General features: G+C 64.1%; 27 protein-coding genes, 1 tRNA gene and 1 pseudogene. 13 read left to right on the top strand and 16 right to left on the bottom strand.

The features are described from left to right. Window positions 1–8 precede the first annotated feature (8 nt). Window positions 9–950 (bottom strand): NAD(P)H-binding protein, encoded by a 942-nt coding sequence (locus SH602x_RS19480; protein ID WP_479473892.1) that lies wholly within the window; start codon window positions 948–950, stop codon window positions 9–11. A gap of 102 nt (window positions 951–1,052) precedes the next feature. Here SH602x_RS19480 and SH602x_RS19475 point away from each other — a divergent pair, with 102 nt between their 5' ends. Continuing rightward, window positions 1,053–1,655, top strand: a complete 603-nt coding sequence (locus tag SH602x_RS19475; protein ID WP_479473891.1) for a DUF1990 domain-containing protein — start codon at window positions 1,053–1,055, stop codon at window positions 1,653–1,655. Window positions 1,656–1,687: 32 nt separating this feature from the next. Here SH602x_RS19475 and SH602x_RS19470 read toward each other — a convergent pair whose 3' ends face one another. From SH602x_RS19470 to SH602x_RS19450, 5 genes are all read right to left on the bottom strand, one after another. Continuing rightward, complete coding sequence (locus tag SH602x_RS19470) at window positions 1,688–2,542, bottom strand: DNA adenine methylase (RefSeq protein WP_479473890.1); 855 nt, start codon at window positions 2,540–2,542, stop codon at window positions 1,688–1,690. Between the two features lie 94 nt (window positions 2,543–2,636). Beyond that, window positions 2,637–3,101 carry a hypothetical protein gene (locus SH602x_RS19465; protein ID WP_479473889.1) on the bottom strand — a complete coding sequence of 155 codons (465 nt, stop codon included), beginning with the start codon at window positions 3,099–3,101 and terminating at the stop codon, window positions 2,637–2,639. Further along, a complete protein-coding gene (locus SH602x_RS19460) occupies window positions 3,098–3,550 on the bottom strand; it encodes a hypothetical protein (protein ID WP_479473888.1) in 453 nt (150 codons plus the stop codon). Before SH602x_RS19460 ends, SH602x_RS19465 begins: the two co-directional genes overlap by 4 nt. Before the next feature lie 22 nt (window positions 3,551–3,572). Further along, window positions 3,573–4,067 (bottom strand): hypothetical protein, encoded by a 495-nt coding sequence (locus SH602x_RS19455; protein WP_479471404.1) that lies wholly within the window; start codon window positions 4,065–4,067, stop codon window positions 3,573–3,575. Window positions 4,068–4,118: 51 nt separating this feature from the next. Further along, window positions 4,119–4,751 carry a vWA domain-containing protein gene (locus SH602x_RS19450; RefSeq protein ID WP_479473887.1) on the bottom strand — a complete coding sequence of 211 codons (633 nt, stop codon included), beginning with the start codon at window positions 4,749–4,751 and terminating at the stop codon, window positions 4,119–4,121. Between the two features lie 296 nt (window positions 4,752–5,047). Here SH602x_RS19450 and SH602x_RS19445 point away from each other — a divergent pair, with 296 nt between their 5' ends. After that, window positions 5,048–6,100 (top strand): transaldolase family protein, encoded by a 1,053-nt coding sequence (locus SH602x_RS19445; protein ID WP_479473886.1) that lies wholly within the window; start codon window positions 5,048–5,050, stop codon window positions 6,098–6,100. A 24-nt stretch (window positions 6,101–6,124) separates the two neighbouring features. Continuing rightward, window positions 6,125–7,486, top strand: coding sequence for a lysophospholipid acyltransferase family protein (locus SH602x_RS19440; RefSeq protein WP_479473885.1), 1,362 nt, complete (start codon window positions 6,125–6,127; stop codon window positions 7,484–7,486). A 12-nt stretch (window positions 7,487–7,498) separates the two neighbouring features. On the opposite strand, the gene SH602x_RS19435 is transcribed toward SH602x_RS19440, so the two are convergent. Continuing rightward, window positions 7,499–7,942 (bottom strand): hypothetical protein, encoded by a 444-nt coding sequence (locus tag SH602x_RS19435; RefSeq protein ID WP_479473884.1) that lies wholly within the window; start codon window positions 7,940–7,942, stop codon window positions 7,499–7,501. A gap of 362 nt (window positions 7,943–8,304) precedes the next feature. Here SH602x_RS19435 and SH602x_RS19430 point away from each other — a divergent pair, with 362 nt between their 5' ends. From SH602x_RS19430 to SH602x_RS19415, 4 genes are all read left to right on the top strand, one after another. Beyond that, window positions 8,305–10,326, top strand: coding sequence for an SHD1 domain-containing protein (locus tag SH602x_RS19430; RefSeq protein WP_479473883.1), 2,022 nt, complete (start codon window positions 8,305–8,307; stop codon window positions 10,324–10,326). Between the two features lie 182 nt (window positions 10,327–10,508). Further along, the gene (locus SH602x_RS19425) at window positions 10,509–11,777 is read left to right on the top strand and encodes a PQQ-binding-like beta-propeller repeat protein (RefSeq protein WP_479473882.1); all 1,269 of its coding nucleotides are present in this window, start codon (window positions 10,509–10,511) and stop codon (window positions 11,775–11,777) included. Window positions 11,778–12,029: 252 nt separating this feature from the next. Next, window positions 12,030–12,959: a DUF1559 family PulG-like putative transporter gene (locus tag SH602x_RS19420; RefSeq protein ID WP_479473881.1), complete on the top strand. Its 930-nt coding sequence runs from the start codon at window positions 12,030–12,032 to the stop codon at window positions 12,957–12,959. Between the two features lie 757 nt (window positions 12,960–13,716). Further along, window positions 13,717–15,270 (top strand): 2-isopropylmalate synthase, encoded by a 1,554-nt coding sequence (locus SH602x_RS19415; RefSeq protein ID WP_479471411.1) that lies wholly within the window; start codon window positions 13,717–13,719, stop codon window positions 15,268–15,270. Between the two features lie 39 nt (window positions 15,271–15,309). Here the strand turns inward: SH602x_RS19415 and SH602x_RS19410 are convergent, their stop codons facing one another. Next, entirely contained in the window at window positions 15,310–16,380 is a 1,071-nt protein-coding gene (locus SH602x_RS19410) for a hypothetical protein (RefSeq protein ID WP_479473880.1), read from the bottom strand. A gap of 42 nt (window positions 16,381–16,422) precedes the next feature. Beyond that, window positions 16,423–17,403, bottom strand: a complete 981-nt coding sequence (locus SH602x_RS19405) for an aldose 1-epimerase (protein ID WP_479473879.1) — start codon at window positions 17,401–17,403, stop codon at window positions 16,423–16,425. 183 nt (window positions 17,404–17,586) lie between these two features. Here SH602x_RS19405 and SH602x_RS19400 point away from each other — a divergent pair. Next, window positions 17,587–17,659, top strand: a tRNA-Val gene (locus SH602x_RS19400). 5 nt (window positions 17,660–17,664) lie between these two features. On the opposite strand, the gene SH602x_RS19395 is transcribed toward SH602x_RS19400, so the two are convergent. The 5 genes from SH602x_RS19395 to SH602x_RS19375 form a co-directional block, all read right to left on the bottom strand. Then, complete coding sequence (locus SH602x_RS19395) at window positions 17,665–18,372, bottom strand: sulfatase-like hydrolase/transferase (protein ID WP_479477119.1); 708 nt, start codon at window positions 18,370–18,372, stop codon at window positions 17,665–17,667. 124 nt (window positions 18,373–18,496) lie between these two features. Then, window positions 18,497–18,697 (bottom strand): sulfatase-like hydrolase/transferase, encoded by a 201-nt coding sequence (locus SH602x_RS19390; protein ID WP_479473878.1) that lies wholly within the window; start codon window positions 18,695–18,697, stop codon window positions 18,497–18,499. A 124-nt stretch (window positions 18,698–18,821) separates the two neighbouring features. Further along, window positions 18,822–19,982, bottom strand: a complete 1,161-nt coding sequence (locus tag SH602x_RS19385; RefSeq protein WP_479473877.1) for a hypothetical protein — start codon at window positions 19,980–19,982, stop codon at window positions 18,822–18,824. Further along, a complete protein-coding gene (locus SH602x_RS19380; RefSeq protein WP_479473876.1) occupies window positions 19,979–20,290 on the bottom strand; it encodes a hypothetical protein in 312 nt (103 codons plus the stop codon). Before SH602x_RS19380 ends, SH602x_RS19385 begins: the two co-directional genes overlap by 4 nt. A 146-nt stretch (window positions 20,291–20,436) precedes the next feature. Continuing rightward, the gene (locus SH602x_RS19375; protein WP_479473875.1) at window positions 20,437–21,249 is read right to left on the bottom strand and encodes a YybH family protein; all 813 of its coding nucleotides are present in this window, start codon (window positions 21,247–21,249) and stop codon (window positions 20,437–20,439) included. Between the two features lie 476 nt (window positions 21,250–21,725). On the opposite strand from SH602x_RS19375, the pseudogene SH602x_RS19370 reads away from it, so the two are divergent. Then, a pseudogene (locus SH602x_RS19370) lies at window positions 21,726–22,160 on the top strand (carbohydrate porin); the annotation flags it as partial. Window positions 22,161–22,280: 120 nt separating this feature from the next. Here SH602x_RS19370 and SH602x_RS19365 read toward each other — a convergent pair. Further along, the gene (locus SH602x_RS19365) at window positions 22,281–23,198 is read right to left on the bottom strand and encodes a hypothetical protein (RefSeq protein ID WP_479473874.1); all 918 of its coding nucleotides are present in this window, start codon (window positions 23,196–23,198) and stop codon (window positions 22,281–22,283) included. 9 nt (window positions 23,199–23,207) lie between these two features. On the opposite strand from SH602x_RS19365, the gene SH602x_RS19360 reads away from it, so the two are divergent. After that, entirely contained in the window at window positions 23,208–23,540 is a 333-nt protein-coding gene (locus tag SH602x_RS19360) for a hypothetical protein (RefSeq protein ID WP_479473873.1), read from the top strand. 59 nt (window positions 23,541–23,599) lie between these two features. Here SH602x_RS19360 and SH602x_RS19355 read toward each other — a convergent pair whose 3' ends face one another. Then, on the bottom strand, window positions 23,600–23,878 hold the full coding sequence (locus SH602x_RS19355) for a GlsB/YeaQ/YmgE family stress response membrane protein (RefSeq protein WP_479473872.1): 279 nt from the start codon (window positions 23,876–23,878) through the stop codon (window positions 23,600–23,602). A 422-nt stretch (window positions 23,879–24,300) separates the two neighbouring features. Here SH602x_RS19355 and SH602x_RS19350 point away from each other — a divergent pair, with 422 nt between their 5' ends. From SH602x_RS19350 to SH602x_RS19340, 3 genes are all read left to right on the top strand, one after another. Then, entirely contained in the window at window positions 24,301–24,555 is a 255-nt protein-coding gene (locus SH602x_RS19350; RefSeq protein ID WP_479473871.1) for a BON domain-containing protein, read from the top strand. Between the two features lie 387 nt (window positions 24,556–24,942). Further along, complete coding sequence (locus SH602x_RS19345) at window positions 24,943–26,415, top strand: sigma-54-dependent transcriptional regulator (RefSeq protein ID WP_479473870.1); 1,473 nt, start codon at window positions 24,943–24,945, stop codon at window positions 26,413–26,415. A gap of 105 nt (window positions 26,416–26,520) precedes the next feature. Next, window positions 26,521–26,721, top strand: a complete 201-nt coding sequence (locus SH602x_RS19340; protein ID WP_479471418.1) for a carbon storage regulator — start codon at window positions 26,521–26,523, stop codon at window positions 26,719–26,721. The last annotated feature ends 125 nt before the right edge of the window (window positions 26,722–26,846 follow it).

Raw genomic sequence — 26,846 nt, 5'->3', positions numbered from 1 at the left:
TCCGCGGCTCAGGCTTCGACCGCTCGCCGATCGGTCGAAGCGTGCGATTCGAACGCCTCGCACGCCTCGCGAATCGCCTGCCGGACCGATCGCGGTCGAATCGAAAAGGCTTCCGCCCTGAGCGGACGCTGGACGACCGTCGGATTTCGCAGGCCCTCGATAAGATGCCGTCCGATCGGCGCGGTCGCCGGCGTCACCAGCGAGAGCCAGAGCGACGAAAGGTAGGGCGATAAGAACGGCACGGAAATCATCAGCCGACGCAGGCGCCGCGCTTCCGCGTACATCCGGATCAGATCGCCGTAGCTGACCACGTCCGGCGATCCGATCTCGAACAGGCGGCTTCCCTGGCTCGGCAACCGTCGGGCGGCCAGCAGGTAGGCGAGCACGTCGTCGATCGCGATCGGCTGGGTCGGCGTCTTTAGCCACCTCGGGCAGATCATCACCGGCAGACGGTCCGTGAGCTTGCGGACGATTTCGAAGGAGAGACTCCCCGCTCCGATAATGATGGAGGCGCGGAACTCGATCGTTTCGACCCCCGATTCGCGGAGAATCCTGCCGACGTTGTGCCGACTTCGCAGGTGGGGAGATAACTCCGGATCCTCCTCGTCTCCCAGTCCGCCCAGATAGATGATCCGGGAGACTCCTGCGGCCCTCGCCGCGGCAGCGAAGTTCACGGCGCTTTCCCGATCGAGCTCGCGAAAGTCCCTGCCCGCACCCATCAGGTGAACGAGAAAATAAGCCGTTTCGACCCCCTGCATCGCTCGCTCGACGGACGTCCGATCGAGCAGATCGCCCTGTCGAATATCGGCGCCGGAATCAGTCAGTTTCGTCGCTTTTTTCGCGTCGCGGACCAGACAACGAACGCGTAGTCCCTCTCGCGTCAATTCCGGCAGAAGCATGCCGCCGACGTAGCCGGTGGCCCCAGTCAGCAGCGCCGTCGCATTTTCCATCGGTGAATCAGCCCGCAGCGCGTACGGTTATTGCGAGGCAGCCGCTAAGACGGCCGATTCGCCAATCGAAAGACGCTCGATCGTCAGTTTCCGGCGTACCGTATGATACTCTTTCGTCCCCCTTCGACAGCCGCGATCGACTCGTTCCTGGCCCGTCAAAAGCGGACGGAACTGAGCTACCGGGACGTCGGCGCCACCGCACGAAACCCGCCTGAGCGGTACGTCATCGACCGTACGAGTCGTCGGCTGGGATCGGGCGAAGCGACGTTCGACGCCGCAGTATCCGCTCTGCGGAACTGGAAGCAGTTCGAACTCGGCTGGGTGCAGATCGTCGTGCCGGAGGACCGGATCGTCGCCGGCGACGACGTAGCGGTGGTGGCGCGCGTGCTCGGGATCTGGTGGCTCAACGCCTGCCGGATCGTCTACGTGGAGGACGAGACGGCGTCGTCGGTTCGTCGCTTCGCGTTCGCTTACGGAACGCTTCCCGATCATGCCGGCGAAGGGGAAGAGCGTTTCGCCGTCGAGATGGACGAGAGCGGCGAAGTTTTCTTTCACGTTTCGGCTTTCTCGCGTCCGCGACATCTGCTCTCGCGACTTGCCTATCCGCTGATGCGGGCGCACCAGAAGCAATTCGGTCGCGAAGCCGCCGACGCGATGGAGCGAGCGCTCGCCGACGAGCCTGCCGCCGTCGCCGTGCCTGTCTAAATGTGCCAGGCCGTACGCTTGCCGGCTGGCGTTTAGACGACGGCGACTTCCGCGGGCGGCAGATTCCTGCCGATCGCAAGTTCGGTCCGTAGAGCGTGATGGGCGTTCTTCATCGGAAGCGGCGCCGAGTCGAGCCCGAAGCGCCCTGCCAGTTCTCTAACGGCCGGCGCGTCGTCGTAGGTCATCAGGAACGGACCGCGAAGCTGAGCGGCGACCGCGAAGAGCGCTTCGTGATCGAGTTCGGAGTGGGCGTAGAGGCGTCGCCCGGCGACCGTGTAGGGCGGATCGATGAAGCAGGCGACGTCCTCTCGGGCCGCGATCTGTCGCAGATAGGCCAGCCCGTCGCCCGCGACGAACCGCAGGCGGTGACGCAGTTCGTGAAGATCGAGCAGCCTGCGCCTCAGCGTCTGCGGATACCAGCGAGAGGCGAGTCCGCGTCCGTTCTCGCCCGCGTTCATCAGGCTGGCCCCCGGCGCCATGATGCCGCCCCGCTGCATACGGTTGCGGACGATGCACGCGAAGGCCCGGTCGAGCGTCGTTCGCGTACGCCGGGCGAGAACCGCCTGAACGTTCTCCCGCGTGACGTCGAAGGCTTCGATCCGCTCCGCCAGCTTCGGTCCCTTCCCTTCGACGATGACGGACCAGACCGCGCCGACGCCGGGATCGAGTTCGACGAGCGTCGTCGCGTCGACGGAGTCGTCGAACAGCGCGGACAGACCGACGATTCCTCCTCCCGCGAACGGTTCGACGAACTCCGTCGGCCGTCGGTTCAGCGACGCGAGCCACATCCTCACGTAGGGGACGAGCCACGTCTTGCCGCCCGGGTAGCGGAACGGGCTGCGGTGCGGCACCGAGGCGACGTTGACGATTCCTTTCGTCGGCGACAAGCGGGCTCCCCTTCCAATGGTCTCTGGGGTCTCGCGTTCGCCATGAACGCTCCGCGAGCTTGGCTTCGGCCTCCAGAAGCGATTCGATCGGATGCTACTCTTCGACAGGTATCGCCGCAATCGGCTCGTCAGATTCGTGACGCGTCGCGTTCGTTTCAGGTCGCCCGTACAGAAGGCGCTCCGCTTCCTCGAAATTCGTGATGCTGCACAGAAGGTCCCGGAGCGTCCGCGTGTTCGAGGCTTCGCTGGCGTCGCGCATGAGAAACCCTGCCATCACGGCGAGAAATGCGACGAGCGCGACGATGCCGAGAAAACCGGTCGAGAGATCGAAGAGAACGTAAGCCCCGGCAGCGAAGAGCCCTGATAGGATCACGGCGATCGGCGAGCAGACGAACGATCTCCACATGTTTCGCGACAGGACGAAACTTGTCCCTCCCGGTTCTCGCGTCGCAAGAACCTCCGTCAGCATGCTCCGTTCCGCTCTCGACAGAGCTGCGGAGTGCTGCCGGGCATGCGGAGCTGCGTACGGGTTCGTCGGGGGCTCGCTGCTGACCGTCACGACGGGCTCTCCGTCATCGAATTGCCAGACGGGTCCGGGTACAGCCGACGCTCGATTTCGGAAAACGACAAGACGCGGTTAAGCATCCGCCACGATGCGACCGCGTATCCGACCTCGATCAGGTCTCGTACGACGACTCCGGCAGTTAACCCCAACCAGACCGCGGCTCCGGTCGCGAAAGCGAGGGATACCGTTTCAGGGCTGTCGCCCACGCTCAAGTATCCGGCAGCCCCTACGCCGAACGCGACGATCAATCCTGGAATCAGAAGCATCGGCAGAAGGAGGAGGGCCATCAACGCGGTCCTCCCCAGCAGCCATAAGAACCCAGGAGGCTGATGGCGAAAACGCCAGAGCAGTTTCAGGGTCTCTCGCTCGATGTAGTTGAGCGGCTGCGGCTGCGTTATCTCTCCGGAAAAGCCTGACCAGACTCCGCTCCGCTCCTGGTTCATGTTCGCGTTCCGAAGAGATTTGCTAATGCACGTCGGTCGCCGACGAAGCGGGACGCTCTTCGACGGGAATCGCGGCTAGCGGCTCTTCGCGACTGGCCAGTCGCGGCGACTCGCCCCAGAGCAGCCGTTCGACCTTCGCGAAGTCGATGACGGACGCCTCGATCGGCCAGAGCGTTTTGACGTTCTTGGCATACCCGTAGTCGCGGAACATCACTCCGAGCAACAGGCCGGTCGCGCCGGCGAAAAGATAGGGGCGCGAATCGAAGTCTTCGGAGGAGCCCGTGCCGAACAGTAGCGGAAGCGAGTAGAGCACGACCAGCGTAATCGTGAGCGACGCCGCCAGAAGGATCCACCCGGGAATCTTCTGCACCAGCATCTGACCCATGGTCGGCGATCGCTCACGATGATTCCACAGGAACTCGTAGATCTTCCGTTCCTGCGGCGAAAGGTTCGCGGCGCCCGGATGGGGCTGCGGCGTCGAAACGGCGAACGGATCGTTCTGGCGGTAGGACGACATCGGAGGGCCGACGAAGAGTTCGAAACGTTCGAGCCGACGGACGTCGCCAGCCTACTCCATGCTCTTCCGTTCGCTGTCCGTGAACTCGTTCTGAATCGTTTCCGAGGCGATCGACTGGGCCCGCATCCGTCCCACGCTGGCGCTCGCGGCGGCCATCGCGTGCAGGACCTTGCCGGGCGTAAAGTTCGCGGCAGCCTGTGCCTGCATCCCCATCGCCCCCGCCTCAGCGAAGGCATCCTGATTCGCTCCCAGGAAGACGAACTGCCAGCCGTACGTGTCCTGCTGGCGCGAGATCTTCTCCTTGATCTGCGTCTTGCTGAACTCCTTGCTGGAATTCTCCTCTCCGTCAGTCATGACGACGAAGACCACCAGGCCCGGACGGTCCGCCTCCGGAAGCGCCGCCAGGCGTTCTCCCGTCTCGTTGATGGCGCGACCGACCGCGTCGAGCAGGGCCGTTCCGCCGCGGGGGGTGAGGACGTACGCCGGTACGTTCTTGATCGGCGTCGCGCGGTGGACGAACTCGTACTCCGTGTCGAACTGGACCAGGGTCAGAACCGCGTCGCCCGGTTTCTCCGCCTGATCCAGGATGAAGCGATTGACGCCCCCCATGGCGTCCTGCCGGATCGCCTCCATGGAACCGCTGCGGTCGACGACGAGCGTGATATCCGTGAAATCCTTCCGCATGATTGACTCCGTGAGAGAAGAGACGCCCGCCCCGCGCGAACACGCCGAGGCTAGAGATTCAGCATAAGGTTTCCGCGAAGGAAGGGCCAAGTTTCTGACCGTTGGCGCCAGATGAGCATGGTGATGCGCCTCGCCCGCTTCCCATTCGTCGCGTCTCGGTCTCCGATGCGTCGCCCTGCCCGATAGAATCGCCCGATAGAATGGCAGGGACGAGAATGATAGCGACGGCAGGCGGGCCGTCGGTTCGCCGAGATAAGAAAGCTGACTGTCGGGCCTCTCTCAGGAAATAATCCCTCATGGCCGATTCGATTCAATCGCTGCTCGCCACCGGCACGAAACTCTGGCTCGACTCGGTCGATCCGGAACTGGTGCTCCTCAACCGCGAGCGAGGCGCGACCGGCGCGACCTCGAATCCGATCATCATCTCGGGCCTGCTCGAAACGGGACGCTTCGACGAGCGGATGGCGGCGATCGCTCGCGAGATCGACGACGACGGCGATCTCGCCTGGCAGATGACGGACGAGTTCGTCAGCAGCGCGCAGAAAGTCTTCCGACCCGTGTGGGAACAGACCCGCGGCGACGACGGCTACGTCAGTTTCGAGATCGATCCGCTGCTGGAGGATCTTGAGGCGCCCGTCGCCTTGGACGACAAGGTGGCGCAGTACGTCGGACTGGGGCGTCGCTGGGCCGAAGGTCACGACAACCGCATGATCAAGGTTCCGGCGACCGAGGCGGGACTCGCTTCGCTAGAGGAACTCGCCGCCGCGGGGATTTCGCTGAACGTGACGCTGATCTTCAGCGATCGGCAGTACGAAGCCGCCCGCGACGCGATCTGGCGGGGAGCCCAGCGCCGCAAGTCGCTGGACAAGTTCAAGAGCGTCTACAGCATCTTCGTGTCGCGGATCGACGTTTATACGGAGAAAGCGGTCCCCTCGCTCTCGCCCGCCGCGCAGGGCCAGGTCGGCATCGTCAACGCCAAGCGGATCTGGGCCATGAACCAGAAGTTCTGGGCCGACAAAAAGCTGCCGCTCAAGCAGGAGATGATCTTCGCCAGCACGGGCGTCAAGAAGAAGGACGATCCCGCAGAGAAGTACGTCGCGGCGCTGGCGGGCTCCGACATTCAAACCAACCCGCCCGAGACGAACGAGGCGATCGCCAACAAGTCGATCGTCTTCATCCGTCAGGTCGACAAGCTGCCGCCGCAGAACGTGCTCGACGAGATCGACGCGAAGGTCGACTTCGCGGAGATGGAACGCGTTCTGATGGAAGAGGGACTTAAGAAGTTCGCCGACCCGCAGAAGAAGCTTCTGAAAACCATCGCCGGGAAGCGCGAACAACTGGTCGGCTAAGGCTCTTCGGGGGAAGAGGGGCCCATGAATCGTCAGCCGTACGCTACGCCGCCGCAACGCTGGGAAGCGAAGCTCAGCGAGACGTTCATTCGCTGGACGCGGCCTTGGCGTCGGCGTCAGCTCCGCGTCGGTCAGCGCATCGTCGGGCTCGACGTTCGCGGTATGGAGAAGGTCAAGGCCGCCGCCGCAGCGGGCGACGGCGTGCTGATCGTCCCGAACCATTCGACGCACTACGACTCGGCCGCGCTCTACCTGGCCGCCGATGCGGTCGACCAGCCGCTCTATTTCATGACGGCCTGGCAAGTCTTCGCGATGAGCAGTTGGTTCGAAAGCCGGGCCCTGCAACGGCTCGGCTGCTTCAGCGTCGACCGCGAACGGAACGACCGGCATGCGTTCAAGACGGCGATCGAACTGCTCGTCTCGGCGAAGCATCCGCTGGTGATCTTTCCCGAAGGCGACATCTACCACGTCACCGACGAGATCACGCCGTTCCGGGAAGGCGCCGCCGCGATCGCGATCTCCGCGGCGAAGAAGCAGGCCCGCCGGATCGTCGCATTTCCCTGCGCGATCAAGTTCCGATACGTCGACGACCCGACGCCCGAGTTGCTGATCACGCTTACGGAGATGGAGGAGCGCTTTCACCTCCGTTCGCCGCGAGACGCGGGCATCGTGCGCCGGATCTATCGACTGGCGGAGGTGTCGCTCGCTCTGAAGGAGATCGACTACCACGGGGCGACGTCCGCCGGCCCGATCCGCGGCCGGATGGACGCGTTGATGGAGGCGGTCCTGTCGCAACTGGAGGCGAAGCACGGCGTCCCCAGGAACGGATCCTTCCCGGAACGCGTGAAGGCGTTGCGGCAGGCGATCATTCTGAAGTCGGAAGAATTGATTTCGTGCTTTCGCGCCAAGCGGGAGGGAAAGCAACGGACGAAGCGCGCTACGGCGGAAGACGACCTCGTGACCATGAATCGCTGGGTCCGCGATCCGGAGGCGCTCGCCGCGCTGCAGCCGCTCAACGAAGACCTGGAAGACCTGTTCTTCGTGATGCAGGTCTACAGCTATCCCGGCACGTACCTGCGAAACGAGCCGTCGATCGAGCGCATCGCCGAAACGATCGATAAGCTGGAAGAAGACGTCCTCGGTCGCGATCTGCCCCGGGTCCGCGGCACGCGGCGCATCGAAATCGTGATCGGCGACGCGATTCCGATCGCGACGAGCGAACGCAAGGAGCGGGGCGAGGTTCCTGCCCTCACCGCCAAACTGCATGCCGCGGTCCAACGTCTGATGGACGAACTTAACGGCGTCCGCCCGCGGAGCGCGTCCGATACGCCGACGGAGTCAGGCCTCGGCGCCGCGACCGAGGCCCAGGAGCGCGCTCGCGCGTAGCGCGAGAGCCGCTTAACGGTCGACGCTTAACGTCGAGACCTCTTCGAGCTGCTTCTCGGCATTCTGTTCGATCGCGCGCCTCCGGTTTCGTTCGCGGATCGCGCTCCGTCGCTTCTGTTCGGCCTCGGCGAGTTGTTCGAACCGTTCCCGATTCAGGTCGGCCATCATCGCACGATAGACCGCCTGCTGAACGAGTTCCTGTCGGCGAGTCGCGACGATCTGAGCGTAGCCCTGTTGCACGGCGGCGAAATGCGCTGCCGAGTGGGCGCCCTGCTGCTGCAGGGTCGGCTGCGAACCGGCCTGACTGCCGAAGCTGGATTGCATCGGCCCTTGCATGCTGAAGCCGGGCTGGCTTCCGCCGCCTCCCGGACCGCATCGCTGAGCGTAAGCGCCGTCAGCCAGAGCTAGCGATGCCGTACAGGCCGCCGCGAAGATTCCAAGAGCGAACCGCGACATACTCCGTTCCTCCCATCCGGTCGAGCCGGACTCAGCGTGCCCTTAGCCGATTGTAGACGTCGGCCAAGCCGAAGCAGAAAAGAGAGCGATGAGTCGTCGCTGCGACGGCGCCGGAGGTCCGAGCGGACACGTGGGACTCGAAGAACCGGCAAGTCCGTCCCGGTCAGGATTCGGCGGCGTGCGCGACGCGTCAAAGAGTTAACGCCGGAGCGATGTCGATTATTGCGGTCCGCGTCGCGAATCGGCGAACCGGCTTCGCGAGCGCAGGATCGAAGCGTCACGCTGTACCGCGCTTGACCGAAGCGGGCCTGCGAGAGGAGACTGATCGCTTGCTACTCTTCTATTCCGTCGCTGGTGTCGCGATGTCGGTTCGGCTGAAACTCTTGAACGTCCTGGCGCTCTCGGCGGCTGCCGTTTGGTTGCAGGCGGCGACGGCGGACGAGCCCACCCGCACGTGGACCGACGCCAGCGATCGCTATCGCATCGAAGCCCGGCTCATCGGCCACGAGGGGGAAACCGTCCGTCTGAAGAAAGAGGACGAGAGCGTCATCGAGATCCCGCTCGATCAGTTGAGCGATGCCGACCGGAAGTACGTCGCCGAGTACGACGCCGGGAACCCGTTCCTTCGCGGCATGAAGCAGAGCGACGCAGGGTCCCGACCGCAGCCGTCGGCGCCCGCGCCGATTCCCATGCCGGTCGCCGACGACGATTCGCTGGAGTCGAAGGATCTCGAATCGGCGGCGATCGACTGGACCGCCGTTCCGTCGATCGACGTTCCGTTCGACTCGGACGTTCCTTCGCTTCAGATCGAGGCGGCCGAGCAGGGTCCGGCGCTCTCTGAGCGGACGATCGCGCTTCCGGACCTGCGGGAATTGTTCGAAGACGCCGGCGCGCTGGCGGTCCACGGCTCCAGCGGAACGGCCGCGTTCTCGGCTTCGCTCGCGCATCGCGATCAGGCTTCGACGACGGTGACGACGATCGACCTGGCGGGCGGATCGGTGACGAAGACGTTCGAGGCCGCCGGCGCCTACCGTCTGCTCGCGTGGGACCCGGTCGCGAAACGAGTCCTGATGGCCGGGATTGACCGCGATCCCCGGGAGCTTCGCACGATTGAAGTCTGGAGCCTCGAAACCGACGCGTTGAGGAAGCTACTGGTCGCCGATCCCTCCGACGAAGCGCGCGGCAGCGGTCGCGGCATGAAGTGGGGCGGTTTCCTGAGCTCCGATCGGTTCGCCCTGCTCACCGAACGAGGCAGTTTTGCTATCTGGTCGCTCGACGCGAAGGGACCCGTCGCCGTTTGCTCGGTCGACGGCATTCGCGCCGCGGCGCTCAGTCCTGATCGTTCGATCGCCGCCCTCGCGACGAACGAGGAGATCCTCTTTCTCGACGTCGCAGACTCGTCCATCGTCGGACGGCTGAAGGAGTCTCTGCCTTCCGCGGGATCGGTCGCCTTCAGTCCTGACGGAAAGCGCCTGGCGGTCGAAACGCAGGGGAAAGTTCGCGTCTGGAAGACCGACGATCTGGCCCAGAGCGTCGAACTCAAGGGAGTTCGCGGACGCGGCGCTCTTTTCTTCGCGGACGAAGGCCGGATCTTCGCAGGCGATCGACTGATCGACGTCGAGAGCGGGCGCACGATCGTCGAGATTCAGGGGGCAGGCGAGGTCGCCGACGCAGGGGGCGGCTTCTGCTGGCTTTACGCGGAGGAAAAAATCAAACGCGCGCGGAGGCTCATCGCTCTGCCGGCGCTTCCGGAGGCTGCGATCGGCCGACTCGAGGTCGCTCCTCCTCCGCCGCGCGAGGTCCTGCTCGGCGCTGGCGTCCCCGTGCGACTCGATCTCTTCGGCATCGCGGACGAAGCGAAACGCGACGCCGTTCAGAAGGCGCTCGAAGGGGTCGTGCAGCGGAGCGGTCGAGCGATCGAAGCGGACGCCGCCGCGACGCTCGTCGCGAGCATCGGCGCCGGAAAGGAACAGACGTTTCAGTACACGAAGTTGGAACGCCGCGGCTTCGGTCCTGGCGCCCCGTTCGGCCCCTTTATCGGACCTCGCATCGGTCCCTTCGGCGACGACATCAAGGAACGCCGCGAGATCAAGATCACGCCCGCGACGCTGAGTCTGGAGCTTCAGGCGGACGGCAAGACGCTCTGGTCGCAGACGAATTCCCAACTTCCTTCGCGGCTTCAGAATCTGCCCCCCTTCCCGACGCTGTCGGTCTCTTTTCCCATCCCCGAAGGAAAGACCGTCGACGACGTCGTGAACGATATCCAGACGCCCAAGCTCGAGCGCTTCGGCGAGTTCTCTCTGCCCGCGGAACTCCTGGCGCCGGAGATCGTTCTGCCGCCCGTACTCGGCAGCCGCAGGCTCACGGTCGGCGGATTGCAATAAATACGGTCGCCACGGCAATATCTTGTTGGGCTGGCGCCCTCGCCTGCCATCGCAGCGGCAACTAGCGCCATGGCAGGCGAGGGCGCCAGCCCTACAGGAAGAGACGAAGGCGATCGTCGGCGGTTACAATTTTCCCGCGTACTTCGCCCGCCTCCCCGCCCTGCTCCTCGGGAGTTCCCGCCATGCGACCTGTCGTCGCGCTCGTCGCTTCGCTGCTTCTCGGCTGCTCCGTCGCCGCTTCGGCTCGCGCGGAGGAATGGTCGATGTTCCGCGGTCCGCATAACGACGGCACGGCGGTCATCGACGACGTGCCGGTCGAATGGTCGCTCGAAAAGGGACTGCTGTGGGAAGCGGCGCTTCCCGGTCCCGGCAACGGAAGTCCCGTCATCTGGAAGACCAAAGTCTTCGTCACCGCGGCTGCGAACGAAGGGAAGCAGCGCTGGCTCAATTGCTATGACCTGGCGAAGGGAACGGAACTCTGGTCCGCGAAGGTGGAATTCGCCGGCGTGGAGGCCACGCATGAGACGAGCCCCAACGCGCCTACCACTCCTGCGACGGACGGCGAAGTCGTCGTCGCGTTCCACGGCAGCGCAGGGTTGTACGCCTACGACCTCGACGGCAAGGAACTCTGGAAGCGCGACCTCGGAAAGTTCGAGCATATCTGGGGCTTCGGCGGCAGTCCGATCCTGGTCGGCGATCTGGTCCTGCTGACGACCGGGCCGGGAACGCGGGCGTTCCTGATCGCCGTCGACAAGAAGACCGGGGAGACGCGCTGGGAGAAATCGTTCCCCGGCATGGTCTCGGAGAAGGCCGACGAATTCCGCGGCGCCTGGAGTACGCCGGTCGTGATCGAGGAACAGGGGCGCTCGCTCGCGCTCTTTAGCCTGCCCGGCATGCTGGTCGCGCTCGATCCGCAGTCCGGCGACGAAGTCTGGCGCTGCGAAGGCCTGACGGAGTTGCAATACACGTCGCCCGTCATCGGCGAGGATCTGATCGTCGCCATGAGCGGGTACGGCGGGCACGCCCTGGCGGTCGAACGGGGCGGTCAGGGCGACGTGACCGAGACGAAGCGGCTCTGGCTGCATACCGAGCGTAGGGACATCCCGCAGCGCATCGGCAGCGGCGTCATCGTCGACGGCTACCTCTACGTGATCAACGAGCCTGGCATCCTGTGGTGCATGAACCCGCGCACGGGCGAGAAACTGTGGGAGGAGCGCCTGGGGCGGAACTCCTGGTCGTCGCTCGGCTACGTCGACGGGCGGATCTACAGCGTCGACTGGGACGGCACGACTTTCGTGATCGAACCGAACCCGGAGAAGCTGGTCCTGCTCTCGAAGAACCCGACCGACGGCATGACCCGTTCCACCCTCGCCTTCGCCCCCGGCAAGGTCGTGCAGAGGACATGGGAAAAACTGTACTGCTTCGGCGAGGTGAAGACGGAAACCGAGTGACGTTCGCCTACATCGGACGATCGTTCTGCGAGCGGTCGATCGTCCAAGGATCGATCTTGGGCGGTGTGACTCCTTCGGCCGGACGTTCCAAACGGCTGATCGCGCTATCGTGATATGTCGGCATCGCGACGCGCTTTCGGTCGAATGAGAAGAATCGATGAAGATTGATTCGATTGGTCGACAGCGAGGCACCGCGGGTTACAATCCCGACGCTAGCTCGTTCATGCCGATTCGACTTCAAGGAGTGAGTTCGTGCTTCGCCGCAAAGCCTTTACGCTCGTGGAACTGCTCGTCGTAATCGCGATTATCGGCGTGCTGGTAGCTCTGCTGCTCCCTGCGGTACAGGCGGCGCGAGAGGCCGCGAATCGAATGTCGTGCAGCAACAACCTGAAGCAACTCGGTCTCGCGGCACACAATCATCACGACACGTTCAAGACGTTACCGATCGGCGCAGGCGGCGTCTGGGGGCACTCCTGGAGCGCCTTCCTGCTTCCGCAACTGGAACAGCAGCCCCTCTACGACACGATTCCATGGACCGACTCGGGGTCCTGGACGGGAACCGACGCCAACAGCCTCGCCTTCATCCGACTAGCCCGGACGAAACTCGACGCGCTCACCTGCCCCTCGCGCGCCGTCGAGGACTTCGAAACGGCCGACGTCAACGGTTTGACCGGACGATTCATCAACAGCTATGCCGGTTGTGCCGGCACGTATGTCGGCGCCCCGAGCCCTGCGAACCTCATTCCTAACGACAACGACGCTTACCTCACCAGCGATGGCATGTTCAACGCAGTGCGACAGAACGCGACGCCGACGCCGAAAGGAAAGACGTTCGCTGCCGCCAAAGACGGACTATCGAACACGATCCTCTTCGGCGAAACCCGCTACTCCGTTACGGACAACTGCACGATCTGCGATCGTTTCGCTATGTACCATATGGACTTCGACAGCGGCAACGGATCCGACTTTTCAGAGGTCCTCCTCACGACGGTTTTCGTACCTGATTGGAACAAGGCCACCACCGAAGCGCAGCGGGAATTGATGTTCAGCAGCTACCATTCCGGCGGCGTACAGATCACGCTCGGCGATGGTTCGGTGCGATTCATTCCGCAAACGGTCGATCTGGTCGTCTGGCAGGGTATGGGGTCGCGCAGCGGCGGGGAAACGGTACAGATCCCGTAGATCAGAACGTCTTTCGATCCCTTGGCTTCAGTTATCCTTGGTTGCCCGAATCGGCGGCGCGTCCTGTAATCCGGAGTTTACGAACGATGATGGATCGACGCCTTCGATTTTCGCAGCACGGGTCCTGGCGATCGTGTTCACTCGCAGGAATCCTTGCAGTCACGACGGTCGTCGCGGGCTGCGGCGAAACGTCGAAACAGGGGACGATTCAAGTGGAGCCGATCCAATCGAACGAGCCGCTTCCCGATCCTAAGGATGAACCCGTTCTTCCGCCCGGCGGACCTTAAGTAGTTCTGCGGGAACTCGCCGGTTGCGTTTTCGCCGCGATCCCGCGCCTTCATTTCGCCGGCGCGAACTTGACGGCGGACCGACCGGTCTCTAAAAACGGTTTCTTGGTTCAATCTCTCCGCCGTTTCGACGATCCCGACCGATGAACCGCGAAACCCTGCTAGCCGGCCTGCTTCTACTTACCGCCTTCCGGGGGTGAGCGGCCGCTCGCGTTTCGCACGCTGAAACAGACGCCCTGCCCCGGAGCCGATCAGGTTCGCGGGGTTTTTTCGTATCCGGCCGATCAACTCGCCGTCGCCTTACTTTCCCCTTTCGTCCGTCGTCATGAATCGATTCCTCGCGGAGATCCTGCCGTCGCGCGGGCGCCTGCTCCTTATCGGGCCGGCGAGCCCGGCATTCCGCTCGGTCGGAACCGCGACTGCATGATCGACATCGAAATCATCGAACGAACGACGAAAGCGAACCTGACATGGCTGAACCGCGACGCATCCTGATTTTCGACACGACGCTGCGCGACGGCGAGCAATCGCCCGGATGCAGCATGAATCACGAGGAGAAGCTGGAGATCGCCCAGGCCCTCGTCGATCTCGGCGTGGACGTGATCGAAGCCGGCTTTCCGATCGCCAGCGACGGCGACTTCGAGGCCGTCCGCGCGATCGCAGAGACCTTTCGCGACTCCCGCATCTGCGGTCTGGCCCGATGCAGCGACAAGGACATCGATCGGGCATGGGAGGCGCTGAAGGGGAACACGCGTCCGCGCATTCACGTCTTCCTCGCGACGAGCGCGATCCATCGCGAATTCAAACTCCGCATGACGCCCGACGAAATCGTCGCGAGGGCGATCGAGGGAGTGAAGCGCGCGGCGCAGTATTGCGACGACGTGGAGTTCTCGCCGGAAGACGCCGCCCGGACGGAACTCGACTTCCTCTGCCGGGTCGTCGAGGCGGCGATCGACGCGGGGGCGACCACGGTCAACATTCCTGACACCGTCGGGTACGCCGTGCCGCACCATATGCACGGGCATATCGCGGCGCTGATGAACCGCGTGCCCAACATCGACAAGGCGGTGATCAGCGTCCACTGCCACGACGATCTCGGGATGGCCGTGGCGAACAGTCTGGCAGCGGTCGAAGCGGGCGCCGGTCAGATCGAATGCACGATCAACGGCATCGGCGAGCGAGCGGGGAACTGCTCCCTGGAAGAGGTCGTCATGGCGATGAAGGTCCGCCAGGACGTCTTCGGCACGCGGACGAACATCGTGACCGAGCGGCTGGTCCCGACCAGTCGGTTGCTCTCCGCCGTCACCGGCCAGGATGTCCAGCGGAACAAGGCCATCGTGGGGCAGAACGCCTTCGCGCATGAGTCGGGCATCCATCAGGACGGCATGCTCAAGGAGCCGCGAACGTACGAGATCATGCGGCCCGAGGACGTCGGCTTCGCGAAGACCGATCTGGTGCTCGGCAAGCATAGCGGCCGCGCCGCGCTGGCCGACCGGGCGCGGGCCCTCGGCTATCGCCTCTCTGCCGAGCAACTGCAGACGGTGTTCGACCAGTTCAAGACTCTGGCCGACAAGAAGAAGTCGATTTACGACGGCGATATCGTCGCGCTCTGCGAAAACGAACTCCGCTCGATCTCGGTTCCCGAGTGGGAACTGGTCAGCTTCGAAGTCACCTCCGGCGGCGGGAAGCCTCCGCGGGTGAAGCTCGCCCTGAGCCGCGACGGCGTCGAATCGTCGGAAGAACTGTCGGACGGCGACGGGCCGATCGACTGCGCCTTCCTGGCGGTCGAGAAGATCACCGGCGTGAAGGTCGCCTGCAAGGAGTTCCGCGTGCAGAGCGCCACGCTCGGACGCGACGCTCTCGGCGAAGTCTCCGTGCTGATCGAGCGCGACGGGCGCTCGTATCGGGGCCGCGGCGTCTCGACCGATACGGTGGAGGCGACGATCCTGGCGATTCTCGACTCGGTCAACCGCATCGTCCGCGACGAACGGGTCGCCGCGCAAAGCGTTCAAGAGCAGCCCTAACGGCCAGGGCGTGCAGGAACAGCCGTAACGACGGCCGGCTCAAAAGAGCGAGTCGTTCGCTTCGAAGCCGAGTTCGGCGATGATCCGCCGATCGGCCTCGGCCTCTTCCATCCAGCCGCGCGCCTCGAACGCGAGCGCGCGGTGGTGCAGCATCACCGCGATGCTCTGCGCCCGTTCGTAGAAGCTGCGGGATTCTTCGAGGCTCGCTACGTCGGAGGGGACCTCGTTCTTCGCCTCGCGGGCGGCGATCCGTCGATAGGTCCGGACCAGTTCCAGGTCGCTCATCCGGTCGTCGGCCTGGCGCGTGGGATCGTCGAGCAGCCGCACCGCTCGATCGAGCAGTTCGGTCGCTTCGCGAAGCTTGCCCTGCCGATAGAGGACGTATCCCTTCGTATCGAGCAGGCTCGCGTCGCCGTAATCGTCGCTGGAACCGATCAGTTCCAGAACGCGATCGATCTCCCGCTCGGCCTCGTCCAGGTTTCGGTCCACGACCGCGAGCATGTACGCCCGCAGGTTCGGGATCGGGATCGACATCGAGACGCCGCTCATCGGATCGCTCATCGAGGCGAAAATCTCTCCGCCGTAGCGTTCGGCGAGCCATTCGCAGTCATCGACGACGGTCTCGGCGTCCTGCGCATGACAGGCCGCGGTCATCCGATCGACGCGAACGGCGAGCCAGTCCGGGCGTTCCTCGACCAGGCCGTCGAGCAGAACGCGGGCCGCACTCGTCTCGCCCGCTTCGAGCAGCCAGCCCGCTTCGACGGCTTTCCAGCGTACGTCCGCCCCCACGCCGACCGCGATCCGCAATTCCTCGGTCGCCTTCAGGATTCGCTCGCGACGGCGACCTTCGTCGATCTGTCCGGTCTCGTCGCGTTCGTACGCCGTCAGGAATGTCCGGTAGGCGCCGGCGGCCCGCCAGCGAACGCGTTCCCGTTGAAATTCGATAACGAGCGCCGCTGCAATGAACGCCGCCAGGGCGATCAGCGCCAGTCTGCCGGTCCAGAGCGACGCGGCGTTGTCCGGAAGCGGCGGCTCGGGAGAGCGCGTCGTTTCTTCCCGAGAGGCGTCGTCGCTTCGAAGGTCGTCCAGTCGCTCCGAAGCGTCAGGCATGGGGGCAGCGGCGAGAGTATGAGATCGGAGGCCACATCTTCGTCAGTCACGCAGCGCGGAGAGCGCGATTCGCATCCGCGAGACGACCGATTCGCCCGGCTGCAACACGATCAAACCCGCGTCGGCGCCCTCTTCCGCTTCCAGCCGGAAGGGATCGCAGACGCAGGTGTAGGGTTCGATGCAGACCGCCTGGCGATGCGAGGGATTGTAGATGACGATCTCTCGATAGGGCTTATCGAAGAGTACGTCGAGTTTCGCGTTGGATTCCGGGTCGGCGATCGTCGCGACATACTCGCCGCCGTCCTCGCGGACGAGCCCGCCGAAGCCCTGATCGTAGTTCGCGTCGGCGAAACGGACGCCTTCCCGCAATCGATCCGCCGCGTCGTCGATGACGGTGTTGCCCGTCGCGATCATGTCGATCATCTCCCACTTCTTCGTCACCGGGAGGCTGATCGTGCAGAGGTCGGCGGCGCCGTGACCGAGCGGAACGCGAAAGTAGGGATGCAATCCCCATCCGCAGGGAAGAGGCTCGCTGCCCGGGTTCTCGACGTGCAACGTGATCGCGGCGCCGTCGTCGGCGACCTCGATCGTGGCTCTCAAGAGAAAGTCGCCGGTCCAACGCCCTTGCGAGAGAATCTCCGGCCCGTCGATCGAGGCCCGGAACTCGGCCGTGACGTGCGACTGCGAATTCGTGATGACCCGCCAGGGACGCGTATGCACGAAGCCATGGATGGCGTTGCCCCGTCCGTCGCCCTCTTCGAGCGGAAAGGTCCGCCCGCCGAAGGTCATGCTCGTGCCGCGAACGCGACCGGGAAACGGAAACAGGATCGGCGTTCCGGAACTGCTGGCCCGCCTGGTTCCTGTCTCGAAATCCTCTTCGTGCCAGAGCAGATGGACCGGATGGCCCCCGTGCCGGACCACGAGTTCGAACAGATTGCAGCCCTGGCTGACGAGTACGCGGGCGCTCGCTTCGCCGGAGGGCGAGAGGAGCGTCACGATCTCGGGATCGAGTTCGGCAGACATGGCTTCGGACCGGAGAGGATGCGGGCGATGCGATCTCCCGTGATTCTATCGCGCAGCGCTTCGCCCGACGACGCGGCGAACTTCCGGCGAGGGAACACGGTCTCTAGCGGAGCAGGTTCGCGTCGCCTCCCCGCGTTGACAGGCCCGTCGGTCGCGGGAGAATACGCCTTCGCGATTCATGGCGGGCCGTTAGCTCAGTTGGTAGAGCAGCGCCTTTACACGGCGACGGTCGGGGGTTCGAGTCCCTCACGGCCCACTGCATCACGCCCGTTTTTTCGCAGTGCCTTGCGCAGAGTGCGTTAGTCCTCGCTTTTGTCGCGAGTCAGATCGCAGAACTCCGGCGTACGAAGGGCGGTTTTCAGATCTACGAAGTTGCACCCGCCTCCGCGACGGGTGCACTTCGTCGAGGCCCTCTTCCTTCAGGTACGTCATGACCGACCCCACGATGTCGTCGAGCTGCGCCATGCCCGCTTCCTGAATCGACCAGCCGTTTTCCGAGTTGCGCAGCTTTTGGTACTTGTCCGACAGATGCGTGATGACGTGCATCCGCGTCGGATTGAGCCACAGGAAGAAGGGTTTGTCCTCCGCCTTGGCCTTGTCGAGGAACTTGGTCGCCGCGGCGAGGATCTCGTCGTCGACCGTTTCCATCCGGTCAGGGTAGAGCGTTCCCGCGTCTACGATCTTTTGCTTGCCGACCTTGCCCCACCGCGGCTGAACGGTCGGATCGTCTTTCGTCGTAGCCCACGAATGGACCATGTTCCGCGGGCCGACCGTGGCGAGCAGGTCCTGCGGATAGTTCGGATGCGACGGATCTTCCATCGCGTCGAGATGGTAGAGGAAGCCGAAGAACTCGTCGAAACCGTGGACCGTCGGCAGGAACTCGTTAAGGTCGCCGAGGTGGTTCTTGCCGAACTGCCCCTTGCCGAACTGCCCGGTGGCGTAACCCATCGACTTCAGGGCGGTCGCGATCGTCGGCCTTCGCGGGCAGCCCGATCGGCGAACCGGCCTGACCGACCGTCGTCAGTCCCGTACGGATGGGAAGCTGCCCCGTGATGAAGGCCGCGCGCCCCGCCGTGCAACTCGCCTCGGCGTACTAGTCCGCGAAACGCATCCCCTGCGACGCGAGCTGATCGAGGTTCGGCGTCCGACCGGCCATCATGTCCTGATGGTAGGCGCCGATGTCGAACCACCCGATGTCGTCGCCCATGATGACGACGATGTTGGGCTGCTTGTCGCCGGCCGTCGCCGGCATCGCCGAGAGGAGCGCCGCTGCTCCGGTCAGGAGCCACGCCATCGCCTCCGTACTTCACATTACATTCATCTATTCGTCTCTCCGCTGAGAGTAGAAACTCGTTCGATCGTCCCGTTTCGACGTGACGCCGCGGCAACTTCGCCGGGCGTCACACGTCGCTATCGGTCTAAGGATTGGTCGCCGCGTCGGGCGTCTTCAATCGCACGAGCTGCCACTGCTCCGTGCGATCCTGTCCGAAATGAATCAGCGCCGGCGCCTCGTCCTTGGTGAGGTTGTAGAGTCCCGTTTCGACGATGTCGGTCGTGTTGCTTCCCACGGTGAAGGCGACGCGCTGCGACTGCTTGTCGACCGAGCCCTGAACGCTCTGCGTCGTCTGGCTCGCGGTATCGGTATAATTCCCGCGCACGACCCCCTGTTTATTGACGGCAAGCTGTATGTTGACGTCGGATGCGGAGCTGCCTTCCTTGCAGAAGGCGAACACGCCCAGCGGCAACCAGTCCGCGTCGGCGGGAGCGGTCGCCTGAGCGCCGCCGGACGCGAGCGTCGCTGCCTGATCGTAGTATTGGCTCGACGTTCCGGCGTCCTGACCGTTCACGTAGACATCGTCGCCCTGATAGGTGACGGTGTTGCCATAGTCGTAGTAGACGGGAGCCGACGTCGCGCAGCCACACCACGCGCCGGCCGAACTCCAGGTGGCGGGTTTCCATGCATCGTTCGCGGCCCAGCCGGCAGCGGCCCAGGCGCCAGGATGTCCCGCGTTCCAATCCTGGCCGTACAGGCCGTAGTTATTGAAATTCCCGCGAATCGCCGTGGCCGTTCCGTAGCGTGCGGACGCAGGCACTTGGGAGAAGCCGGCGCCGAAGCCGGTCTGCCCCGCCGCGTACCCCGCCGCGGCGCCTTGAGCGCCGGAGAATTCGGGCTGATTTCTGTTCGCCGCGTAGGCTCCCGCGGCCGCTCCCTGCGCGCCGGAATACTGCGGCTGATTGCGATTCGACGCAGCCGCGCCCGCGGCGGCGCCTTGCGCTCCGGAGTATTGCGGCTGGTTACGATTCGACGCGGCGGCGCCTGCGGCAGCTCCCTGCGCGCCTGAGTATTCCGGGTTATTGCGGTTTGACGCGGCGGCGCCTGCTGCGGCTCCTTGTGCGCCCGAGTATTGCGGATCGTTGCGGTTGCCAGCCGCCGCGCCTGCAGCGGCTCCTTGTGCGCCGGAATACTGCGGCTGATTGCGATTCGCCGCTGCGGCTCCGAACCCTGCGCCTTGAGCGCCAGACGCCGTGCCGCTGTGCGGCATTCCTTCGTCGGACGGCATCCCGAGGAAGCTGTTCATCTGACTGCGACTCGGGGCGCCTTGCTGGCCGGCTCCGAATCCTCCACCGCCGCCACCAGCGAAGCCGCCCGAGCGATCGCCGCCTCCTCCGAAGCCTTCTTCGCCACCTGAGAATCCGCCTGGGCGTTGACCTGCGCCTCCGCCCCCTCCCCCGAAACCTCCCGGCGCGCCGCCTCCGCCGAATTCGTTCGACCGCTGACCGCCGCCAGCCCCGCCGCCGAATCCTCCTCCGCCTCCGCCTCCGAACCCGCCGCCCGCTCCGCCGCCAAATCCACCGCCGCCTGAGCGGCCTCCCCCTCCGCCGCCACGGGCTCCTCCGCCGCCGCGAGCCCAGGATTCGTCAGGGCACAGGCAGAGACTCAAGGCGAGCAACGACGCCGTCAGTAGCGATCTTCGGATCATGCGATTCAACTTTCAGTGGAGGTTCAGACGGGCGACGCCTCGATCGTGGCGATCAGCGCTTCGCTGGCTGACGCTTCATCACGACTTCGTCCGTATCGGGCAGCGGCTGGCCTCCGACGGTGCGATCGATCGATTGCCAGACGTAGGCGTCGTCATCGAGCTTTCTCAGGCGATTGACGGCATCGGTCGAAACGCCTTCGGACGTGATGCCTTGGACGTGCGCAAGCCAGCCTCCTTCTACGGGGGACCAGACTCCGACGGCGTGGCCGCCCCCGGCGCTGAAGGTCCACGACTGCATGCGACCGGCGGAGTGGTTCCAGCCGATCACCTGCACTCCGGACGTCGTCGTGCCGTCGGCCTTCGTCGTGGAGTACGTCCGCTCGAGAAAACTCTTGTCGGCGATCCAGCGGCAGACGGACGTCGTCGTCGCGCCATGCTCTTCTGCGGACCATTCGCCGATCAGCCATTCGAGGTCCGCGACGTTGTCAGCGGCGACGCTGGTCGCGACTCGGGAATCCCGCACCTCGGACATGAGCCACTTCCCGTCGACTTTGACGTGGATCGCCACGTACTTGCCGAAGCCGGGCGTCGCGGACGCAGGCGATTCGATCGACGCCGTTCCGTCTTCGACGGCGGCCCCGCCGCTCAGCAGTCGCAGGGAATCGATCGACAGGCGAATCTTCGCTTTAGGGTTTTCATGGAAGAGTCGCGCATACTCTTTCTCGATTTCCTCTCGACCGCGGAAAAGAACGCCGTCCGCGCTTTGATAGGCGCCGTCGACGGCCCAGAGGGCGGCGACTGCCTTCGCGTCCTGAGCGTCGAATGCCTTAATGAACTCCCGCGATGTTTCTTCGATCGCGGCCATTTCGGCTGCCTCCGCATTCGCGGCTCCGGTTGCCGACGCTGCAGCTTGTGCAGGGACTTGCGAAGCTGAAGGCGCCGCGGGCGATGGTCGCGTCGTCGGCTTCGCAGCCGGCGATGTTCGGACTTGCCCGAAGCATGGGGCGGCGATCGATGCCGACAGAAGGATCGACAGAAGTACGGAACGACCGACCATCTCGCGGCTCCGACACAGGCGCGCCGCTCTGCGCTGGAAGAAAAGGTCCGTCAACGACGAGCGGCAGTCGCAGACGACGGGCTGACCGAGTCATCAGACTCGACAGAGCTCAGCAGGCTCAACGGAGCCGCCGATTGTACCCCTTCCGGCGGGAACAAGTCTTCGGAGTTCCGAAAGAGCGCCGAATCGACGAGAATTAACATTCGGCGCCGAGCGAGCTGCGAATACTGCGAGCAATTCTCGCGAATCGAGGATCTGGTCGGGCCGTTCCGGGGACGGATCCTATGGAAGGAAAGGAACCCCGAAGGACGTTCGCCGCCAGGGGCTCCTGTTGGGGACGTTTCGGACTCGGAGCGATCAGTCCGGCGCTTTCTTCTCGGAATCCGTCAGCGCGGAACGTGGGGGCTCTACTCGAACTTCGACCAGTACCTCGTCCATTGCGACGAAACGAAGAAAACCGGTTAGGGCGTCTTCGGCCGCGCGAGCTTCACCGATCGTCAGGTCAACATCACGCAGTACTTCCGGAACTTGGGCATCGGCGGAAACGCCCGATCGATGGACGCGCCGCAGATACTTTCGGCGTCGGCTTCTCCCAGGCGGGATTCAGTTCAGAGATCGGGCAATTCATCGAAGCGGAGTTCGGTCCGATCGGAGACGGGCAAGGCGTCGAGCTCTTCTGCACTGCTCAGATGGCTCCGTGGCTGAACGTGACCCCTGACTTCCATATGCTGAATTCCACTCCGAAGACGTCGGCACGGTTCTCGCCGGCGGCGTTCGAGCTAACGTCGTGTTCTGACGGCGATCGGGCGATCGGCGAATTCGCCTCCGGTCGAACGCGGTCACCCTCCGTTCGCCTTCGCGTCCCGTTCCTGGGCGGAGCGGCGAATGAGTTGCTTGGCGTGTTCCAGGCGCTGGGGCCACTCGAAGGCGGGCGCCTTCGCGGGATCGTAGCCCTCCATATGACCGGTGAGCCGCTGGGTCGGTTTCACGTACGAAAGCTCGGTGTCGCCGAACACTTCCCGGCACATCGCCGCGAGCCCGGGGTCGTATTCGAGCAACTCCGCACGCGTGTCGACGTGATTGTGGTCGTGGTCGTTCTCGCGATTGTCGTCGAACCACGACTGCACCCCTTCGGCGAAGTACTCGTGATGGTTCGTCGCGGCATACTTCCCCTTCCACAGTCCCGCCTTCATCGCCGCGTCGTACGTCTCTTTCAAACGCTCGTCGAACGTCGGATCGACGTTCGTCATCCCGCGGAGGTGAATGTTGTGCGCGAATTCGTGGATCAGGATGTTTTCCGCCGAGTAGGGATCGCCCTCCAGGGCGAGCAGATTTTCTTCGCCGCAGGAACAGTAGGGATCGGTTTCGCTGCCGCCTAAGCCGCGAGCGCGGGCGTCCCAGAAGTCCTTGGCGTCGAGTTCGGGAAACTCCGGCTGTCGTTCGTTCGCGAGCCATCCGAATTCGGGCAGATCGGTCGTGAATTCGTCCCGAGCCATGATGCAGAGCCGCGATCCGCTGGCGATCATCGCTTCGCGGACATCCGGGCGACGGGCAAGCATCATGTCGATGAGGTAGGCCGCCTCTTTCAGGGCGTAGGGGCTCACTCGCTCGGAGGCGCAGATCGGATAGCCGCCCGCATCGAACGATCGCGAATAGAACGCGGGCATGCCGTTCTTCCCCTGCGGATCGAACCGAAACGCCTGAATCGCGACGCGGCTGACGACCTCGGCCTCGGTCTTGTCTTTCTGGCCCGCCACGACGAAGCGATGCCCGATCGTGGTATCGACGACCTCGTGACGATTCGGCTGGATCGTCGCGACTTGGTGGCGCTCGCTGTCGTTCTCCAACCAGAACACTTCGACAGGCTGATCGCTGCCGTTGATGATCTGCAGTTTGGGTCGCTGATCCGCGGAAGCGCGCGGCAGAATTCCGAGCAGACTGGCCGTCGAGAGTACGAGGAACGCGGCCCGGAGAACGACGGAATCGACCATGAACTGATCCAGGAGGCGGCGACGAATCTGCAACTTCGTTCGATGTTAGCCGAGGAAATCCTCGTTCGCGTGCATCTGCGCAACGAAAAAGACCTTCCGCCGGTCTAGCCAGCGGAAGGCCTTCATCGTCAGTCGATTCAGCAGCGACGCACGCTTCGCCGGGAACGCTACGTATCGAGCCGGCGCCGTCCGCTGCTCGTGACGGCTCCGTAGATCGCGACTACCGCGACGGCGCCGAGGATCGAGAAGAGGAGCCCGGAGCTTTGGATCGCGTCGCCGCCCCAGATCATGTAGGCGATGAAGCCGCCGGCGAACGAACCGACGATGCCCAGCAGGATCGTCAGGAAGATCCCCATGGGCTGCGGACCTGGAACGAGGAAGCGGGCGATCACGCCGACCACCAGACCGAACAGGCACCACAGCAGGATTCCACCGATTGTTCCCATGACTTGCTCCTTCTCGCGAGCGACTCGCAGATGTTGATCGAGATGAGCGACCGACGGTCGCCACACGACGGCAAGGTGGAAGCAAGCGCCGTGCCTATGTCACAAGAGATGGGTTCTGGAAAGATCGCCCAGTCCGCAGCAGGGCGCTGCGTCGGCTGTCGGTCGAGCGGTCGCCACCGGCGGATCTCGGTCGACCGACCTTCGGTTCGCCCTCTGCTCGTGGCGCGACTCACCGACTTGCGCTTCGCTCGGGAACGCGACGCTTCGACGGGCGGCGGCGGCGGCGGCGGCGCGTAACGATCAAGCGAACGTGACTGGTCGCGAAGTCCGCAGTTTGGCGCGGCGTGTGCAGCGGAAAGTGGGGTTCGTTCGCCGGATGCAGGCGGGTACGTTGTGGGCTGGCCCAAAACAAGGAAGAGCCGATGTCGATCACCGCCCTCTCCGTCACGGACGACCTGGCGCTCGAGAATCTGGTCCGTGGCCGACTGGCTCAGTCCGGCCATGCCGCCATGCGAACCGTCGTCTGCTCGGTCGAGCAAGGATGCATTCGCCTGTCGGGCCGGACTCGCACCTACTATCTGAAGCAGCTCGCCCAGGAACTTGCGCGCGCGACGCCGGGCGCCGGCGAGATCGAGAACGGGATCCGCGTCGGCTCCGCGATCGGCAACGAAGGCTGAGATCGCGGCTCGCTCAGTCCGCCCGATCTGCTCCTCGACGAAGCGCCTTTCCGTCGAGAGAAAGCCAGCAGGGTTTTCTCCTAGGCAATCCGCGCCGCCAGACGGTTCTCTCTACCGCTCGGCTAGGTAGAATTGCGACTGACCAGCGTGCTGCCGGGGGCGCCGCTCCTGTCACTGGCGGGCTGAGCCCTCTCTTGCGTCCGCTTGACCTTGCTCTCACGAGATGCACCCGCTTCCGCCGCCGCATCAAGTCGCGGGATCGGAAACGGCGTTCGACGAGAGCCGCGGCTTGGCTCCTGACCCACCTGTAGAACCGTCCGCGTGCCGCTAGAACGGATCTGCGGGCGGTGCGTTTCTCCTTCGACGCGACTCACCAACGGATTCTCTGTGGGCTGCAAAGTACTTGTCGTAGACGACGATCGCGCGGTCCGTCATCTGGTTCAGAAGACGTTGGAGAGCGCTTCCGTGGAGGTCGTGACCGCGGCTTCTGCGGAGGAAGGGCTCGAGCTGCTTTCCCGGTCCGAGAAATCGATCGACGTCTGTCTGCTGGACATTCTGTTGCCCGACCTGTCGGGCCTCGAAGCTTTCGAGAAATTTCAGCGAATGGATACGAAGCTTCCCATCGTGTTCATCACGAGCATGGGGAGCAGCGACGTCGCGATCGACGCGATGAAGCGCGGGGCGTACGACTATATCTTCAAGCCGATCGATGCCTCCCGGCTGCGCGATCTGATCGAACGGGCGGCGGACATTCGCCGCAAGATGCTCCGTCCGGTCGGCGTCGTTCCGGAGGGAAGTCACGACCCCGAATCTGACGCCATCATCGGCGTCAGCCTGCCGATGCAGGCGGTCTACAAGGCGATCGGACGCGTCGCCACGCAGGACGTCACGGTCCTGATCCAGGGCGAAAGCGGAACGGGCAAGGAGCTCGTCGCGCGGGCGGTCTACCAGCACAGCGAACGCCGCGACAAGCCCTTCATCGCAGTGAACTGCGCTGCCATTCCGTCGAACCTGCTCGAGAGCGAACTGTTCGGACACGAACGGGGCGCCTTCACCGGCGCCGATCGCCGCCGGATCGGCAAGTTCGAGCAGTGCAACGGAGGGACGATCTTCCTCGACGAAATCGGCGACATGCCGAGCGAACTGCAGAGCAAGATGCTCCGCCTGCTGCAGCAGCAGGAGTTCACTCGCGTCGGCGGCAACGAGAGCATCAAGACCGACGTCCGGATCATCGCGGCTACGAATCAGAACCTGGAACAGATGGTCCAGGACGGCGGCTTCCGAGAGGACCTTTACTACCGCCTGAAGGGCTTCTTGATCTGTCTGCCGCCCCTGCGCGAACGGGGCGACGATATCCAGTTGCTCGCGCATCGGATCTTCGCCCGCTTCAACGACAAGTTCAACAGCAAGCTGGAGTCGATGGCGCCCGAGGTCATCGACGTGTTCAAGGTTTATCAATGGCCGGGCAACGTCCGCGAGTTGGAGAACGTCCTGCGGCAGGCGATTCTGCAGACGACGGGCGCCGTGCTGCTGCCCGAGTTTCTCCCGCCGCTGTCGACGAACGAACGTTGCTCTCCGACCGCCGCCGGAAGCGAAGGGCAGGAGAACGGCATTCTGGCCTTCGTGCGCGAACGCCTGCGAGCCGATACGACCGACCTGTACGCGGAGGCGATCGAGCACATCGAGCGTCGCCTGCTGCCCGAGGTGCTGCGGCACGTCGACGGCAACCAGACGCAAGCGGCCTCGATTCTGGGGATCACCCGCGGCAGTCTTCGGAACAAGCTTCGCGGGCTCAACATCTCGGTCGGCCAGGTCGTCAGCGTGGGCGAAGACGGCGACGAAGCCGTTTCGGAAGCGTAGGCTTTGCGACTTTTTTTCCGCGCGGGCCGAAGATCGGCGCGCGGCTTGCGATTGAGTGAACGGTCAACGTTTCTAGCGTCCGATCCATTCACTCAGGACACGCACATGCTGGCGCTCACTCGCAAGGAAGGCGAAACGATCCGCATCGGAGAAGAGATCGTCGTAACTGTTTCCCAGATCAAGGGAAACCGCGTCCGGATCAGTATCGAAGCGCCCCGCGAAGCCCGCATTCTTCGAGGCGAGCTGACGCCGCATGAGGAAACGGTCGAACACTTGATCCCCCTCAGCCGGGGCGGCATCAAGTAGCTGCGCGCAGTGGCTTTAAGTCGCCACCGCGACCCGTGTGGTCGATAGACGCTCACTGAGCGGACGCTCATTGACCAGATTTGGTAAAGCGGTCGCCACATCTAACGTCGCAGATGCGACTTCCG

The organism is Lignipirellula cremea (assembly GCF_056501455.1).
The sequence above is the reverse complement of the archived record's forward strand: the minus strand, read 5'-3'. Positions and strand labels throughout refer to the sequence as shown.

Coding starts and splice junctions, on each gene's coding strand:
- SH602x_RS19480 (WP_479473892.1), bottom strand. CDS start 950: ATGGAAAATGCGACGGCGCTGCTGACTGGGGCCACCGGCTACGTCGGC.
- SH602x_RS19475 (WP_479473891.1), top strand. CDS start 1,053: ATGATACTCTTTCGTCCCCCTTCGACAGCCGCGATCGACTCGTTCCTG.
- SH602x_RS19460 (WP_479473888.1), bottom strand. CDS start 3,550: ATGAACCAGGAGCGGAGCGGAGTCTGGTCAGGCTTTTCCGGAGAGATA.
- SH602x_RS19455 (WP_479471404.1), bottom strand. CDS start 4,067: ATGTCGTCCTACCGCCAGAACGATCCGTTCGCCGTTTCGACGCCGCAG.
- SH602x_RS19450 (WP_479473887.1), bottom strand. CDS start 4,751: ATGCGGAAGGATTTCACGGATATCACGCTCGTCGTCGACCGCAGCGGT.
- SH602x_RS19445 (WP_479473886.1), top strand. CDS start 5,048: ATGGCCGATTCGATTCAATCGCTGCTCGCCACCGGCACGAAACTCTGG.
- SH602x_RS19440 (WP_479473885.1), top strand. CDS start 6,125: ATGAATCGTCAGCCGTACGCTACGCCGCCGCAACGCTGGGAAGCGAAG.
- SH602x_RS19435 (WP_479473884.1), bottom strand. CDS start 7,942: ATGTCGCGGTTCGCTCTTGGAATCTTCGCGGCGGCCTGTACGGCATCG.
- SH602x_RS19430 (WP_479473883.1), top strand. CDS start 8,305: ATGTCGGTTCGGCTGAAACTCTTGAACGTCCTGGCGCTCTCGGCGGCT.
- SH602x_RS19425 (WP_479473882.1), top strand. CDS start 10,509: ATGCGACCTGTCGTCGCGCTCGTCGCTTCGCTGCTTCTCGGCTGCTCC.
- SH602x_RS19415 (WP_479471411.1), top strand. CDS start 13,717: ATGGCTGAACCGCGACGCATCCTGATTTTCGACACGACGCTGCGCGAC.
- SH602x_RS19410 (WP_479473880.1), bottom strand. CDS start 16,380: ATGCCTGACGCTTCGGAGCGACTGGACGACCTTCGAAGCGACGACGCC.
- SH602x_RS19405 (WP_479473879.1), bottom strand. CDS start 17,403: ATGTCTGCCGAACTCGATCCCGAGATCGTGACGCTCCTCTCGCCCTCC.
- SH602x_RS19390 (WP_479473878.1), bottom strand. CDS start 18,697: ATGGCGTGGCTCCTGACCGGAGCAGCGGCGCTCCTCTCGGCGATGCCG.
- SH602x_RS19385 (WP_479473877.1), bottom strand. CDS start 19,982: ATGAACAGCTTCCTCGGGATGCCGTCCGACGAAGGAATGCCGCACAGC.
- SH602x_RS19375 (WP_479473875.1), bottom strand. CDS start 21,249: ATGGCCGCGATCGAAGAAACATCGCGGGAGTTCATTAAGGCATTCGAC.
- SH602x_RS19360 (WP_479473873.1), top strand. CDS start 23,208: ATGCCCGATCGTGGTATCGACGACCTCGTGACGATTCGGCTGGATCGT.
- SH602x_RS19355 (WP_479473872.1), bottom strand. CDS start 23,878: ATGGGAACAATCGGTGGAATCCTGCTGTGGTGCCTGTTCGGTCTGGTG.
- SH602x_RS19350 (WP_479473871.1), top strand. CDS start 24,301: ATGTCGATCACCGCCCTCTCCGTCACGGACGACCTGGCGCTCGAGAAT.
- SH602x_RS19340 (WP_479471418.1), top strand. CDS start 26,521: ATGCTGGCGCTCACTCGCAAGGAAGGCGAAACGATCCGCATCGGAGAA.